The 14,346-nt window shown below is 61.6% G+C and carries 14 protein-coding genes and 2 pseudogenes; 14 read left to right on the top strand and 2 right to left on the bottom strand.

The window, feature by feature from the left end:
• Positions 1-59: 59 nt before the first annotated feature.
• From BV95_RS19440 to BV95_RS19430, 3 genes are all read left to right on the top strand, one after another.
• Positions 60-773 (top strand): glutathione S-transferase family protein, encoded by a 714-nt coding sequence (locus BV95_RS19440; RefSeq protein WP_037456050.1) that lies wholly within the window; start codon positions 60-62, stop codon positions 771-773.
• 220 nt (positions 774-993) lie between these two features.
• Positions 994-1,728 carry an SDR family NAD(P)-dependent oxidoreductase gene (locus BV95_RS19435; RefSeq protein ID WP_037456047.1) on the top strand — a complete coding sequence of 245 codons (735 nt, stop codon included), beginning with the start codon at positions 994-996 and terminating at the stop codon, positions 1,726-1,728.
• A 482-nt stretch (positions 1,729-2,210) separates the two neighbouring features.
• On the top strand, positions 2,211-4,751 hold the full coding sequence (locus tag BV95_RS19430) for a TonB-dependent receptor (RefSeq protein WP_156028716.1): 2,541 nt from the start codon (positions 2,211-2,213) through the stop codon (positions 4,749-4,751).
• Positions 4,752-4,763: 12 nt separating this feature from the next.
• Here BV95_RS19430 and BV95_RS24630 read toward each other — a convergent pair.
• Positions 4,764-4,919 (bottom strand): annotated as a pseudogene (locus tag BV95_RS24630) (IS630 family transposase); the annotation flags it as partial.
• On the opposite strand from BV95_RS24630, the gene BV95_RS19425 reads away from it, so the two are divergent.
• The 10 genes from BV95_RS19425 to BV95_RS22830 all read left to right on the top strand — a co-directional run bounded on the left by BV95_RS19425 (position 4,888) and on the right by BV95_RS22830 (position 13,152).
• Complete coding sequence (locus BV95_RS19425; RefSeq protein ID WP_037456044.1) at positions 4,888-5,133, top strand: glycosyltransferase; 246 nt, start codon at positions 4,888-4,890, stop codon at positions 5,131-5,133. The pseudogene BV95_RS24630 and the gene BV95_RS19425 sit on opposite strands and share 32 nt — an antisense overlap.
• Positions 5,130-6,239, top strand: a complete 1,110-nt coding sequence (locus tag BV95_RS19420; protein ID WP_037456042.1) for a CgeB family protein — start codon at positions 5,130-5,132, stop codon at positions 6,237-6,239. The genes BV95_RS19425 and BV95_RS19420 overlap by 4 nt, the downstream gene beginning before the upstream one ends.
• Positions 6,236-7,342, top strand: coding sequence for a CgeB family protein (locus BV95_RS19415; RefSeq protein ID WP_037456041.1), 1,107 nt, complete (start codon positions 6,236-6,238; stop codon positions 7,340-7,342). Before BV95_RS19420 ends, BV95_RS19415 begins: the two co-directional genes overlap by 4 nt.
• Positions 7,339-8,418: a CgeB family protein gene (locus BV95_RS19410; protein ID WP_037456038.1), complete on the top strand. Its 1,080-nt coding sequence runs from the start codon at positions 7,339-7,341 to the stop codon at positions 8,416-8,418. Before BV95_RS19415 ends, BV95_RS19410 begins: the two co-directional genes overlap by 4 nt.
• Before the next feature lie 16 nt (positions 8,419-8,434).
• Positions 8,435-9,454, top strand: a complete 1,020-nt coding sequence (locus BV95_RS19405) for a UDP-glucuronic acid decarboxylase family protein (RefSeq protein ID WP_037456067.1) — start codon at positions 8,435-8,437, stop codon at positions 9,452-9,454.
• A gap of 248 nt (positions 9,455-9,702) precedes the next feature.
• Positions 9,703-9,942: a hypothetical protein gene (locus BV95_RS22840; protein ID WP_234703251.1), complete on the top strand. Its 240-nt coding sequence runs from the start codon at positions 9,703-9,705 to the stop codon at positions 9,940-9,942.
• A gap of 123 nt (positions 9,943-10,065) precedes the next feature.
• On the top strand, positions 10,066-12,072 hold the full coding sequence (locus BV95_RS19395) for a sensor histidine kinase (protein WP_156028715.1): 2,007 nt from the start codon (positions 10,066-10,068) through the stop codon (positions 12,070-12,072).
• Complete coding sequence (locus BV95_RS19390; protein WP_037456028.1) at positions 12,062-12,439, top strand: response regulator; 378 nt, start codon at positions 12,062-12,064, stop codon at positions 12,437-12,439. Before BV95_RS19395 ends, BV95_RS19390 begins: the two co-directional genes overlap by 11 nt.
• Positions 12,440-12,736, top strand: a complete 297-nt coding sequence (locus tag BV95_RS22835; protein WP_051749898.1) for a cyclic nucleotide-binding domain-containing protein — start codon at positions 12,440-12,442, stop codon at positions 12,734-12,736.
• Positions 12,733-13,152 carry a Crp/Fnr family transcriptional regulator gene (locus tag BV95_RS22830; protein ID WP_156028714.1) on the top strand — a complete coding sequence of 140 codons (420 nt, stop codon included), beginning with the start codon at positions 12,733-12,735 and terminating at the stop codon, positions 13,150-13,152. The genes BV95_RS22835 and BV95_RS22830 overlap by 4 nt, the downstream gene beginning before the upstream one ends.
• A 509-nt stretch (positions 13,153-13,661) precedes the next feature.
• Here the strand turns inward: BV95_RS22830 and BV95_RS19375 are convergent.
• Entirely contained in the window at positions 13,662-13,880 is a 219-nt protein-coding gene (locus BV95_RS19375) for a hypothetical protein (RefSeq protein WP_037456023.1), read from the bottom strand.
• A gap of 116 nt (positions 13,881-13,996) precedes the next feature.
• On the opposite strand from BV95_RS19375, the pseudogene BV95_RS19370 reads away from it, so the two are divergent.
• Positions 13,997-14,215 (top strand): annotated as a pseudogene (locus BV95_RS19370) (cation:proton antiporter); the annotation flags it as partial.
• Positions 14,216-14,346: the final 131 nt, after the last annotated feature.

The following is a 14,346-nucleotide window of genomic DNA, read 5'->3' as shown; positions in this document are numbered from 1 at the left end:
ACGCTGTCCGATATAAAATCGACCACTGCTCAAATTCTGCTATGAATTGGAGGACAACCATGATCGACGTTTACGGCATGAGCAGTCCAAACGTTCTTAAGATTATCATCGCACTGGAAGAACTGGGATTCGATTATACATTCCATAATGTCGATGTGGTCGCCGGCGAGCAGTATGGACCTGAATTCGTCGCGCTTAATCCGTTAAGCAAAGTTCCGGTCATCGTTGATCATGACAGCTTTAATGGTGAACCCTATACAGTTTTTGAATCGGGCGCCATTCTGATGTATCTTGCGGAGAAGGCTGGCAATCTCATTCCAAAAGATCCCAGGGCGAGAATGGAGACGATGCAATGGCTCGTGCTGCAGATCGCCAATGTCGGACCATATTTTGGGCAGCATACTCATTTTCTGAGGCACGCGCCTCCTGACAACGAATATTCGGCCAGCCGCTACAGGACTTTGGCGGGAAGGGTTTATGATACGCTAGACAAGCGTCTCGGCGTCTCGGCCTACCTTGCCGGCGATGAATATACGATAGCGGACGTTGCGACCTATCCATGGGCCGCACTATATCATGATTTCCATGGAATGCTGTGGAATGACCATCCTCACCTTCGCCGCTGGTGCGATCTCATTGCACAGCGTCCCGCGGTCATCAGGTCCGCCGCAGTTCACGCCGATATTGCAGCGAACGACCCTGCCCGGAGTCCGAACCCCTCTTCCGAAGGCGTCGACCGCTTTTTTGGACGCGGGGCTTTTGCGCGGAAATAGCTTGGCCGATCAGGCCGAGGGGTCCCTGGCCGGAAGGCGTTTCCTCCGGGCGACCCGGCCCTTCTCGCGGTGCTGTGGAGCGACCTCAGCATCATGGCGCGCGACGCAATAATGGGTATCGACCTACCCACTAACAAGTTGACATAAATGTCTGTTATCCGTCATAATGTGATAGTATCAAGTCAGTGATCAGCTGATGAGCCTGGATCGAGGATCTGAAATGAACAGACTGCACAACAAGATCGCCATCATCACCGGCGCCGCGAGCGGGCAGGGCGCCGCAGAGGCCCGGCGGTTCGTCGAGGAGGGGGCCAAGGTTGTCATCACCGATCTTAACGAGGTTGATGGGAAGGCGCTGGCGGACCAACTTGGCGACAGCGCGATCTTCGTGTCCCATGACGTATCGGACGAAGCTTCCTGGCAGCGCGTGGTGGAGCAATGCCTGGCGGCTTTCGGGGGCATTGACATCCTCGTCAATAACGCGGGCATTTATCGTCAGAAGTCGTTGGCTGAGACGGATCAGGCACTGATGGACCTTCATTATCGCGTGAACGTGCTCGGCGCCTTTTTCGGTATGAAGGCGGTCCATCCCGTTATGAAGGCGCACGACGGCGGTGCCATCGTGAACATCTCGTCGATCGCCGCGTTGCGCGGTTCGCCGGGCCTTTTTGCCTATGCCGGATCGAAATGGATGGTGCGCGGCATGACCAAGTCCGCCGCTCAGGATCTCGCTCAGGACAAGATACGGGTGAATACCGTGCTGCCAGGGTTGATCGACACGCCAATGCTCGCTGGCAACGCCCCGGAATATCTTGAAGAGATCAAGCAGATGGTTCCGTTCAAGCGTCTGGGCGCTCCAGAGGAGATTGCCGATGCGGTGGTGTATCTGGCCTCTGACGAATCCCGTTACGTCACCGGCGCCGAGATTACGGTCTGCGGCGGAATGAGCGCATAACAGACGAACAGGGAAAGCGCCTCCCACGCACCTTGAGCTAAATGATCCACGAAAGTGGATGAGCTTCCAAGGTTCAAGGCTTCGGGGGATTACGCGCAGATTGCGTGAAGGCAAACAGGGCGCGCGTCGAGCTGCCCGGGCCGTTACAGTGCTGGTGCGAACCGGACGCGGTGGGCGGCCGTTGCAGCGCAGTCGGCCTTCAAGACCAGCAATGGGCCAAAGGAGCGGCTGCTGCGTTCGTCCGCTGCAGAGAAGAAGCCGTCGCAAGCAGCGGTCGCGTCGCCCTTTCCATCAGACAATTCCGCCCTCTGTGCCGGACCAGGGCATGGGTCCTGGATCTCGACCCTGCCACCCCCCCCCTCCAAGTCACCCATTGTCGGGGCGCAGAATCGATAAATCATGCATCCGACCTGAACTTGACATATAAGTCGAATTAAGGTCATAGACGTCAGCGATAGCGCGGGCCCGACATTGAGGTTGGGTTGGCCGCATTCGTGGAACGAGAGTATTGGGAGGTGTCTGTCATGTCGGGTATTCGCGCCGGCCTTAGCTGTGGAATTTGCACTGGCGGATTGATAATTTCGTTGGCCTTGGCCCAACCTGTTCAGGCTCAGGATTCGGTTCCGGGCAACGTGACCGCTGCAGATCAAGCGCAGGAGGGGGCGGTCACTACCTCTTCGTCGGACCAGTCGGGCGGTGGGATTGGCGATATCGTCGTCACGGCGCAGAAGCGCGAACAGCGCTTGAACGACGTCGGCATGTCGATCAGCGCGATAGGAGCGTCGGATCTCGCGAACAAGGGCGTGGCGCGAGCGGAAGATCTGGTCAAGGTCGTGCCCAGCCTGACAGTGACCAGAACGCAGTTCGACGTGCCGACCTACACGCTGCGCGGCGTCGGCTTTTTCGACAACAGCCTGGCTGCGCCGCCCACGGTCAGCATGTATCTAGACCAGGTGCCGTTCGCTTATCCGATCATGGCGCGAGGCGCTGCGATAGATCTTGAACGGATTGAAGTGCTGAAAGGGCCGCAGGGCACGGTATTCGGGCAAAATTCAACCGGCGGCCTCGTAAACTACATTCCGGCCAAGCCGACGACGGAATTGAAGGCCGGCGCCGACCTGTCCTACAGCCGCTTCGACCTGCTGGAAGCCAACGCATTCATCAGCGGATCGCTCGCCCCCAACATCAAGGCGCGGCTGTCGGCGAGCACGTCTCAGGGCGGCGCATGGCAGAAAAGCGCGACCCGCGACGACAGGCTTGGTGAGCAGCGCTTTTCGCGCGCGCGCCTGATCGTCGAGGCTCAGCCTACGAGCGGATTGCGCCTGGCGCTTAATCTGAATGGCTGGATCGACCGTTCGGATACGCAGGCCGCTCAGAGCATCGACGATGTCGATCCCGTGAACGGCGCCATCGTAAGCCCGGCTCTGATCTCTTCCCGGAATGCGCAGAAGCTTCGCTCCGGCAATCCCCGCATTGCGGATTGGGACCCGAATACGGACTTCCGACGGAGGGACAGGTTTGGGCAGGCTTCGTTGCGTGCCGACCTCGATCTGGCGGAAGATGTCACACTGACGTCGATCACTGCTTACTCCTATCTCCATCGAAACAGCTTGAATGACGGCGACGGCACTGCCGGCAAGGACCTCGTGATCCGGCTTTCAGGTCATATAAAGGATTTCTCCCAGGAGGTCCGCCTCTCGGGCGTCAGCCTCGATCGACGTTTGATCTGGTCTGTGGGAGGCAATTATCAGAATGATTCCATCCTCGATGTCGACACATTCTCGATCAATACCGATGGCAACGGCTTCGTCATCCCTGGCTTCGGGGTGTTCCGTAACGGCGTGACATCGGCAAGATCGAGAATTCGATCGCTTGCCGGATATGCCAACGCGGATTTCAAGGTCACTCCCACACTGACGATCACGACAGGCCTTCGATATACGGAGAATAAAAACCGCTATGTCGGATGCACGGCGGACTCGGGCGATGGCGAGCTTGCGATGGTGTTCGGCAATGTCCAGGAATTCGCGCTTGGCGTTCCGCGTACGGCCGCGACGGGGCAGTGCGTAACCCTTCGCAACGATCCCAATACCCCGCCCGGCGAACTGTTTTCCGCCGGTGCGCTGGATTACACATTGAAGCAGGATAATGTTTCCTGGCGCGGCGGCGTGAACTGGAAGCCGTTCAGCGACGAAACCCTGCTCTATGCGAACATCAGCCGCGGTTACAAGGCAGGCAGCTTCCCGCTTACGTCGGCCAATATAACCAGCCAGTTGATGCCGGTGCGCCAGGAAAAGCTCACGGCTTACGAAATCGGCTTCAAGACGCCGCTTGGCGGCAGGAACGCCCAGATCAACGGCGCCGCATTCTATTATGACTACCGCGACAAACAGATCAGGGGTCGCGTCACCACGATCTTCGGGCAGCTTGAGCAGCTTGTGAACATCCCCCGGTCGCGCATTTGGGGCGTCGAACTGCAGGGAACGTGGCGACCGTTCGACGGCTTCACCGCGAACGGGAGCGGGACCTACGTCAACTCGCGTATCCTGAAGAATTCCGATGGAACGGATTTCAGCACCTATCCCAGCCGGCAACATGCAGACGGCGCGCTAATCCCGATCACTGGCGAAGAATTTCCCTTCACCCCCAAATTGTCGGCCAATCTGGATCTGCAGTATGAATGGCGTCTCAGCTCCAGTCTTGGCGCCGTCGCGGGTGTCGGGGTGACATATCAGGACCGGTCAAAGACCGGACTTACTTCCTCCAACCCCAGCAAGCCGACCGATATCGGCTTTACCTCGACAACGACATATAATGATCCGACTTTCTCCATCCCGGCTTATGCCCTTGTGGATCTACGTTTCGGCATTCAGTCGGCCAATGCTCCCTGGAAGATATCCATCTGGGGTCGGAATGTCGGCAACAAATATTACCGGACGTCTGTCTCCCGCGTGCAGAATACCATCGTGCGCTATATCGGGCAGCCGGCGACCTACGGCATTACCCTGGGCTGGAAGATCTAGAGCAGAATCCGATCACTCTGGCTCATATCCGGTTGCAGTGAAATAATTTGCGCACTCTTCTGGATTGAACCGCGAAAGTGCGTCGCGAATGGCATCCCAAAGTTCCGGGATGGTGCGCGCGGCAGCCTTTCGAAGGATGGCCTTCAGTTTCGAGAAGGCGTTTTCGACCTTCCGCGAATTGTGGGAGGGCGTGGCGATCTTCGTCGACGCCCGCGATGCCAGGGGCTTTGCCCATGCCATAGAGGATGTTCTGCACGACGGTTCCGCCCGGCTGGAGGCAGGGCAGGCCGCGCAAGTACGGGCGCGCCGCTATGCGCCCGCCGCAATGGCGTCGCGCATGGCCGCGCAATATGCTGCCATCCAGCGGAGGGTTGCTGCATGAAGATCCGCTATTTCACCCAGTCGCTCCTGTCCTGCTGGAACCATGGCAATGCTCATTTCCTGCGCGGCGTCCTGCGGGAACTGGGCGCAATGGGTCATGACGTGCTGGCGCTGGAGCCGGAAGGAAGCTGGAGCCTCTCCAACCTCCTGTCCGATCATGGTGAGAAAGGGCTGACCGCTTTTCGCGAGGCCTATCCCGAACTGCGCGCCCAGGCCTATGGCATGAAGCACGATCTTCTGTCCCTGCTTGATGGCGCCGACCTCGTCATCGTTCATGAATGGAACGAGGCGTCGCTGGTCGCCGCGCTCGGTCTCGTCCGGGCGGGGCGCAGCGATTTCACCTTGATGTTCCACGACACTCACCATCGCGCCGTGTCCGATCCCGACGCCATCCGCGCCTTCGACCTGTCGGGCTATGACGGCGTGCTGGCCTTCGGCGAAGCGCTGTCGGACGTCTATCGCCGCTGGGGTTGGGACGACCGGGTATGGACATGGCATGAAGCCGCCGACATCCGCCATTTTAGACCTCCGGTGCAGGAGGAGGCGCGAAGCGGCCTGGTCTGGATCGGCAATTGGGGCGATGGCGAGCGCGCGGCGGAGTTGGAAGATTATCTGTTCTGTCCTGCGAAGGAAGCCGCACTGCCGCTCGACATTTACGGCGTTCGCTATCCGGTCGAGGCGGTGGCTGCGCTGGAGCGCCATGGCGCCCGCTATCACGGCTGGGCCGCCAATGCGGATGCGCCGAGACTTTTTGCGCATCATCTCGCCACGGTGCATGTGCCGCGCCGCTATTATACGCAATTATTGCCCGGCATCCCGACCATCCGCATGTTCGAGGCGCTGGCCTGCGGCATTCCTCTCCTATCGGCGCCGTGGAGCGACAGCGAGGGGCTGTTCCGCCCCGGCGAGGACTTCCTGTTCGCAAGGGACGGGGCGGAAATGACCCGCCATCTGCGCGCCATAGCCGCCGACCCGGACCTGCGCGCATCGCTGGCCCGTAATGGGCTGGAGACGATCCGCGGCCGCCATAGCTGCGCCCACCGTGCCCGCGAACTCATGGCCATTGTCGGGCAACTCGATCCCCTGCCGGTCAGGAGCGTCGCATGAAGATCGCCTTTTACGGTTCCAGCCTGCTTTCCTCCTACTGGAACGGCGCGGCCACTTATTATCGCGGCATATTGCGGGAGCTGGCGGAGCGTGGCCACGCAATCAGCTTCTACGAGCCTGACGCCTTCGACCGGCAATCGCATCGCGACATGGACCCGCCCGACTGGGCGCGGGTGGTCGTCTATCCGGCCACGCCCGATGCGCTGGCGGGCGTGATGGAGGAAGCCGCCCAAGCGGACGTGGTGGTGAAGGCGAGCGGCGTCGGCATATTCGACGCGGAATTGCTGGAGGGCGTCATGCGGCGCGCCCGGCCAGGGGCGCTGAAGATATTCTGGGACGTGGACGCCGCCGCCACGCTGGACGAGATGCGTGCCGATCCCGGTCATCCCGTCCGGCGCGCCCTGCCGGGGCTGGACCTGGTGCTGACCTATGGCGGGGGCGATCCCGTCGTTCGAGCCTATGGCGCGATGGGCGCGGCGGAGTGCATCCCGGTCTATAATGCGCTCGATCCGCGGAGCCACCATCCCGCGCCGCCCGATCCCCGCTTCGCCGCCGACCTCGGCTTTCTGGGCAATCGCCTGCCCGACCGGGAGGCGCGGGTGGAAGAATTCTTCCTGAAGCCCGCCGGGCTGCTGCCTGAACGCCGCTTCCTGATCGGCGGCAATGGGTGGGAGAGCAAGGCGATGCCCGCCAATGTCCGCCATCGCGGCCATGTCTACACGGCGGAGCATAACGCCTTCAACTGCACCCCGCTCGCCCTGCTGAACGTGGCCCGCGACAGCATGGCGCATATCGGTTTTTCCCCCGCCACCCGCCTGTTCGAGGCGGCGGGCGCGGCGGCCTGCCTCATCACCGACGCCTGGGAAGGGATAGAATTCTTCCTTAAGCCGGGCGAGGAGGTGCTGGTGGCGCGGGACGGACAGGATGTCGCGGATCATCTGGCGGCGCTGACGCCCGAACGCGCCCGCCGGATCGGACATGCGGCGCTCGCCCGCATTCGCGCCGAGCATAGCTATGCCCTGCGCGGCGAGCAGGTGGATGCGATCCTGCGGGACCGCAGCGCAAGGGCCGCCCAGCGCCGCCATCAGATGGAGGGAGCATGAAACTCGTCATTCTGGGCCTCAGCCTGTCCTCATCCTGGGGCAACGGCCATGCCACCACCTACCGCGCCCTGCTGTCCGCCTTTGCGGCGCGGGGCCATGACATCCTGTTCCTGGAGCGGGACGTGCCCTGGTATGCCGAGCAGCGCGACCTTCCCCATCCTGATTATTGCCGTCTGGAATTTTATGGCGACCTGGCCGGACTGGATCGATGGCGCGGGGAGATCGCGGCGGCGGACGCCGTGATGGTCGGTTCCTATGTGCCTGACGGGATCGCCGTGGGCCATTATGTCCAGCGCCATGCGCAGGGTCTCACCGCCTTTTACGACATCGATACGCCTGTCACGCTGGCGGCCCTGCGCGCGGGGCGTTGCGATTATCTTTCGACCGATCTCGTTGCGGGCTACGATCTCTATTGCTCCTTTACCGGCGGGCCGACGCTCGACCTGCTCGAACGGAGCCATGGATCGTCCATGGCGCGGGCGCTCTATTGCTCGGTCGATACGGAAGCCTATCGCCCGCTGGACGTGGCCAAGCGATGGGATCTTTCCTATCTTGGCACCTACAGCGCCGACCGCCAGCCGGGACTTGAACGGCTGCTGATCGCGCCTGCGCGGCTTATGCCGGAAAAACGCTTCGTCGTGGCGGGGCCCCAATATCCGGCCATTATCGACTGGCCGGCCAATGTGGAGCGCATCGACCATCTGCCGCCCGGCGAGCATGCGGCCTTCTATTCCGCGTCGCGTTACACGCTGAACCTGACCCGCGCCGACATGGTGGAGGCAGGCTGGTCGCCCTCCGTCCGGCTGTTCGAGGCAGGGGCCTGCGGCACGCCGATCCTATCGGACGTGTGGCCCGGCCTTTCCGGTCTGCTGAAGCCCAATCGCGAAATCCTGCTCGCCTGGAACCATGAACAGGTGGTGGTCACGCTGAACGAGGACCGCTCCGCCGTCGGGGAAGCGGCGCGCCGTCGCATAGCCGCGGAGCACAGCGCGCATCGCCGTGCGGCGGAACTGGAAGATCATCTGGCAGAGGCTGCCCGCATGCGGATGCGCGGCGCGGTGGCGGCAGCGGAATGAAAAGGACGAAGGGCTGATGAAGAGCAGGAAGACCATATCTCTCGTCGCGGGTGGAGCCGGTTTCATCGGATCGCATCTGTGCCGCGCCCTGCTGGATCGGGGGGATGAGGTGATCTGCCTCGACAATCTCCAGACGGCGCGGAATTTCAATCTGGAGGGGTTGGAACGCCATCGCGATTTCACCTTCCTTCGCGCCGACATTGTCGATCCGCTGCCCGACGCCGTGATGCGGCGGCGCGACATCGGCCGCATCTATAATCTCGCCTGCGCAGCGTCCCCCCCGCAATATCAGGCGGACCCCGAACATACGATGCTGACGAGCGTCATGGGCACCGACCGGCTGCTGCGGCTGGCGGAGCAGAATGGCGCGCGCTTCCTGCTGACCTCCACCAGCGAGGTCTATGGCGATCCGGAGGCCCATCCCCAGCAGGAGGAATATCGCGGCTGGGTGAACTGCACCGGCCCCCGCGCCTGTTATGACGAAGGCAAGCGGGCTGCCGAAGCCATGGCCTTCGACTTTGCGAGGCTCGGGCGCGCCGATGTGCGGGTGGCGCGAATCTTCAACACCTATGGGCCGAACATGCATCCCGATGACGGCCGAGTGATCTCCAACCTGATCTGCCAGACGCTTTCGGGCCGGGCCATCACCATCTATGGCGACGGGTCGCAGACGCGCAGCTTCTGTTTCGTGTCTGACATGGTCGACGGGCTGATGCGCCTCATGGAAGCGCCCATGCCCGATCTGGTGCCGGTCAATCTGGGCAATCCGCAGGAATATCGGATCGTCGATCTGATCGACCATATCGTCGCGGCGACCGGGATCAGCCCCGGCATCGTGCATGAGCCGCTGCCGACCGACGATCCGCGCCGCCGACGCCCGGATATCGCGCGGGCGCGAAGCCTGCTTGGATGGGAACCGCGTGTCGCCTTGGAGGAAGGATTGAGGATCACCTGCGCCTTTTTCGCGGAGGAGCTTGGCGCTGACTTGCCTGCCACCCGTGAATCCCTGTCCAGATTAAGCGTGGCGGCGGAATAAGAAGTCCAGGGATGCTGATTATTGGACGTGCCGGTATGTTCGGTCGCACATTGTTCCCGCTGGCCTGATCCTGGTGCAGTTCGTCGGCTTGCCAGAAAATTCCGGGCGAGGAAGACGACCACGAATATCCTGGACGGTCGCGCTGACCGGCTAGATGTTTGGTTCCGGAAAATCAGAGGTCTCAGATCATATCGGAACATGGATCAGGGCCGAACGGCATCAAACATAACCTGCATTTCTTTTCACTGATGGGCGCCATGCTATCCTTCGGCGCCAAACCGGCCATGACGGAGATCATCGTGACGAGAATTGTCAGCGACGCCGCCTATTATTCCATGAGAGCGCAGGAAGAGCTGGAAAAGGCCCGGCAAGCGAAGGCGCGGGGCGACGTGCCCAGGATGGTCGCCGCGCATTCCGAACTGGCGGTCCGCTATCAGGCGAAGGCGGCCCTGATCGGCGGCTGCAGAACCGACGCATTTACGCGCTGATGCTGGACAACCTGCATTCCGGGCGGCACGATAGAGGGCCTTGTGCGTTTGCACCCCAATGTGCCGGGCGTCCGCCGCAGATTGCAGAACGGCGCGGAAGGACAGCGGAAGGAGCAGCGGGGCGTGAGCAGAATCTGGCCTGGCGGTGCGAACGGCATGGCGGCGTCCGTGCGGGACGCCGACTGGGCGGAATCCGGCCTCGGTCCGGTCGAGGGCTGGCCGCCAAGCTTGCGCCAGACGCTCGACAATCTGCTTTCCCAACCTTTGCCCGCAGCGCTCCTGTGGGGCGAGAATCTTCTCTATTTCCATAACGACGCGTATGTCGGAAGGCTGGCCCTCCTGCATCCGGCATTCGGGCGGCCGCTCCTGGAAAATTCGCCCGACTTTCCGGGCCGGTCGGCCATTAATCAGGTTCTGGCGGGCCAAACGGTGATAGAGGATGTTCCCCGGTCCGTTTTGATGAACGAAGACAATCCGGATTGCGTCATGGTGCTCAGCCCCGTCCATGACGAGCAGGGCGAGGTGCAGGGCGTCCTGCTCACGCTGGCGGCGCGCAGCGGCGAGGGCTTTCTGAATGCGCGGCTCCCAATCAGCGACGGGTATAGGGCGCTGTTCAATGTCCTCGACGAAGGCTTTGGCGTGGTGGAAGTCCTGTTCGACGCCGACAGATGCCCGTCCGACGTTCATTTCATGGAGGTCAATGCTGCGTTCGAACGGCTGACCGGCTTTGGCAACGCCGCCGGGCGTACGATGCGCGCTTTCGCCTCCGACCATGATCAGCATTGGTACGAGATTTGCGGCCGGGTCGCCTTGAGCCGCAGGCCCGAACGGTTCGAAAACCCCGATGCGGCTCCGGCGCGCCCCTATGACGCCTATGCCTTCCCGATCGGAGAGCCAAGGCAGAATCGCGTCGCGATCCTGCTGCGCGACATCATGCCGCGATTGCAGGCGGAAGCGGCGCTCCACGCCAATGAACGGCGGAAGACCTTCCTGCTTGAACTCAGCGATAGCCTGCGGCCGCTCGCGGACCCGCAGGACATCATGGCCGCCGCTGGCGCGCTGTTGGGCGCGCATCTGGGGGCGGATCGCTGCGGCTATGGCGAGGTGGACGCGGCCGGCGATCATTTCACGGTCGTCCGCGACTGGACGAGCGGCCGGACAGCCAGCGCGCGGGGAACCTATCGGATCGATGATTTCGGCCTGAAACTCACGGCGGACCAGCGCACCGGGCGAAAGCTCGTCATCGAGGACGCCCTTGCCGACCCGCGGACGCAGGGCGTCGAGAGCGCCTATATAGTCGCTGGCGGGTTGCGGGCCACCCTGGCCGTGCCGCTGATGAAGGAAGGTCGCTGGATCGCATGCTTCTTCGTCCAGCAGGGATCTCCCAGGACATGGACGGCGGAGGAGGAAGCGCTGCTGTGGGACGTGGCCGAGCGAACCTGGGCGGCAGTGGAAAGGGCCCGCGTGGAATGGGCCCTGCGGGACAGCGAAAAACGCCTGCGCGTCGCGGTGTCGGAGCTTCAGCACCGCGTTCGCAACATATTGACCGTCGTGCGCTCCGTCTTTGCCCGCACCTTCGACCGGCGCGGCGATCAAGAGGAGATGGCGGATCATTTCAAGGGGAGGCTCGATGCTCTTGCGCGCAGCCAGATCGTGGTGACGCAAACGGCGGCGGGCACGGCTGATCTGGAAAACCTCATTCGTGACGAACTGATGAGTGTTGGCGCGCATGACGGCCCGCAGGTCCGCATAGAAGGTCCCGATGTCTTGCTGAATTCAAAAGCCGCCGAATCCCTGGGACTGGCGGTGCATGAACTGACGACCAATGCGGTCAAATATGGGGCACTCCGCGCAACGGGGGCTAGTCTTGATATCTTCTGGACGGTCGATCTGGATCAAGGCGGGCAGCGGATGTTGACCCTATGCTGGGACGAACAGGGTGTTCCAGCCGTTTCTATCAATCCCGGTCATGAAGGGTTCGGCCGGGAACTGATCGAGGAGGCCCTGCCGTATCGGCTGGGAGCCGAGACGAAACTGGAATTTCGGGGAGGCGGCATTCGCTGTTCCATCGCCATGCCGCTGGACATGGCGCCGAACCGCCAACTGAAGGAGCCTGTCGATGAGCGATGATCTGAAGACCAAGCGCATCCTCGTCATCGAGGATGAATATTTCATCGCGTCCGATCTGGCGCGCGCCCTCGTCACCGCCGGGGCGGAGGTGGTCGGACCGGCAGGCGATCTGGCGACCGGCCTGCGGCTTGCGGACAGCGAAGAGATCGACGCTGCGATACTGGACGTCAATCTGGATGGCGCCATGTCCTATCCCATTGCCGATCGGCTGTCGCAGGCGCAGGTGCCGCATCTGTTCCTGACCGGCTATGACGGCTGGTCGCTGCCCGCGACTTACCGGAACATTCCCTGCTTGCCCAAGCCCTTCGCTATGCCCCGGTTGCTTGCGCTGGTCGGGCGATTGTGTGGCCAGCAGGCGCAGGCATGAATGGGGAAGCGCCGCTTGCCGGTGCATGATTGGCTGGAGCCCGCGTTCAGGCGGCTCGCCTCGCTGATTCCCCTCGACGAGGCGGCGATGGCGGCACTGATCGACGCCGCCAGCCATGTGCGGCAGTTCAAGGCACGATCGGAATTGCTGGCGGAGGGCCAGCCGCTGCCCGATCCATTGTTGCTGTTGAACGGATGGGCAGCGCGAACCCACGTCATGGAAGACGGGCGGCGTCAGATCATCGAGTTCATGTTGCCGGGCGACGTGATCGGCTATAGCTGCCCGCCAATGCCGTGACTTTGGTCGCGCTGACCTCCGTCAGCCTTCGCATCGCGCCCGCTCCATCCGCTTCTTCCCGATTGGGGGCGGCCTATGCGCATGGTCGCGCGCTTAACGAAGCCTATCTGTTCGGCCAGATCGCCAGATTGGGCCGGATGAACGCTCATGAGCGGCTGGAGGATCTTTGCTTGGAACTTTTCGATTGGCTCGACCTAGCCGGGCTGACCGAAAAGAACGCGTTCGCCATGCCGATCACGCAGGAAATGGTTGCCGACACGCTCGGCATGACGCCCGTTCATGTGAACCGCATGGTGCAGCAGGCGCGTCAGATGAAGACGCTCAGTTGGGGAGGGGGCATACTGACGCTGCATGACGCCGATGCAATGCGGCGCCGAGTGGGCCGCCCGCGGATTTCGCCGCCTTACATGGCATAAGAGTCCGCAATTGCGGCGCCCAAAGCCTATTCAGTTTCCTGCCTGATTGTCGATGGCCGACGCTAGCGGATTAGCTTTCTTCGGCTGGCCCTTCCACCCGTTCCATGGGAGGAATCCTGCTTCTCCGCAGATTTCCGCGAGCGCTGCCGCGCATCCTTGTGATCATCATTCATCGGCTCGCGCCTTCATTGTCGGATCGGGTGCCGGTGCGGGCTGCACCTCATCCTCCTTGGTGACGCGAGTGGTTCGGGATCGCCTCCCATGGCGGCTTTCTCTCATCCCGCGATTCCACGTCACCACCGCGTACATCAAGATGTGGAATATGCCGTCGGCGAGGATTTGGTTTGTCATGTCGCGAAGCCGCTCATCCTCACCAAGCTCATATGATGCCACTGAAGGATCTGGTGCAACAATATATGCCGTCGAAGAAGCCGCTCAGGCCCACTCCGATGACGAGCGTCGCGGTGACGAGGCCGCGTGCCGCGGGAAGGAATGGCTGACCCAAGTTGCTACCGCGTCATCGGCTGCCGGATTTCGGGCGTATCTTTCTGTGTGGCCGTCAGCGCCGAGGGGTAAAGATAGGTTATGAAGCCTGCGGTAATGACAAGGATGCCAAGGATGGCGGCCATTTGGTTATTAATCTTTCCGATCCGCCTGAGATGAACAATAAGTCCGATCAACATTGCGGCAATCAGGACAATAATGGAAATTGCACCTACCCACGACATGATCTGATTTCCTGGTCTATGTTTTTTAAATATCAACAAGCTAGTAAATGAATGGGTAGAGAAAGGTTCCCGGTAAACCAACTCATCATCCTTAACCTGGATGAGGTTTGCCTATGATGCTCGCCATCACCATGCCCCTTGGGATTGGCACGATCACCCTGCTTGGTGGCGTCATGCTTGGTCTCCCCTGGGTCGTCGCTCTTCTGCTCGCCGCCACCCTGGCGCCCACCGACCCCGTTTTGGCTGCCGACGTGCAGGTCGGTCCTCCGAAGACGGGGGAGGAAGACGAAGTGCGTTTCGGTCTTACGTCCGAAGCCGGGTTGAACGACGGCCTAAGGCGTGTGGACATTTAAGGGATTCCTTTTTCCGCGCGGATCGGATTCAAGACTGGCGAAGGGAGCGCCATCTTGGATCGACACGGATTAAGCGACGAGCAGTGGGAGCGGGTTCGCCCCGTGCTTCCCGG

The organism is Sphingobium chlorophenolicum, from assembly GCF_000722875.1.
GTDB classification, from domain to species: Bacteria; Pseudomonadota; Alphaproteobacteria; order Sphingomonadales; family Sphingomonadaceae; genus Sphingobium; species Sphingobium chlorophenolicum.
Note: the sequence above shows the minus strand (reverse complement) of the source record. Positions and strands in the feature narration are given on the sequence as shown.

What these genes read in the sequence shown, in the direction of transcription:
- BV95_RS19440 (WP_037456050.1), top strand. Translation starts at nt 60, where the DNA reads ATGATCGACGTTTACGGCATGAGCAGTCCAAACGTTCTTAAGATTATC.
- BV95_RS19435 (WP_037456047.1), top strand. Translation starts at nt 994, where the DNA reads ATGAACAGACTGCACAACAAGATCGCCATCATCACCGGCGCCGCGAGC.
- BV95_RS19425 (WP_037456044.1), top strand. Translation starts at nt 4,888, where the DNA reads ATGGCCTTCAGTTTCGAGAAGGCGTTTTCGACCTTCCGCGAATTGTGG.
- BV95_RS19420 (WP_037456042.1), top strand. Translation starts at nt 5,130, where the DNA reads ATGAAGATCCGCTATTTCACCCAGTCGCTCCTGTCCTGCTGGAACCAT.
- BV95_RS19415 (WP_037456041.1), top strand. Translation starts at nt 6,236, where the DNA reads ATGAAGATCGCCTTTTACGGTTCCAGCCTGCTTTCCTCCTACTGGAAC.
- BV95_RS19410 (WP_037456038.1), top strand. Translation starts at nt 7,339, where the DNA reads ATGAAACTCGTCATTCTGGGCCTCAGCCTGTCCTCATCCTGGGGCAAC.
- BV95_RS19405 (WP_037456067.1), top strand. Translation starts at nt 8,435, where the DNA reads ATGAAGAGCAGGAAGACCATATCTCTCGTCGCGGGTGGAGCCGGTTTC.
- BV95_RS22840 (WP_234703251.1), top strand. Translation starts at nt 9,703, where the DNA reads ATGGGCGCCATGCTATCCTTCGGCGCCAAACCGGCCATGACGGAGATC.
- BV95_RS19390 (WP_037456028.1), top strand. Translation starts at nt 12,062, where the DNA reads ATGAGCGATGATCTGAAGACCAAGCGCATCCTCGTCATCGAGGATGAA.
- BV95_RS22835 (WP_051749898.1), top strand. Translation starts at nt 12,440, where the DNA reads ATGGGGAAGCGCCGCTTGCCGGTGCATGATTGGCTGGAGCCCGCGTTC.
- BV95_RS19375 (WP_037456023.1), bottom strand. Translation starts at nt 13,880, where the DNA reads ATGTCGTGGGTAGGTGCAATTTCCATTATTGTCCTGATTGCCGCAATG.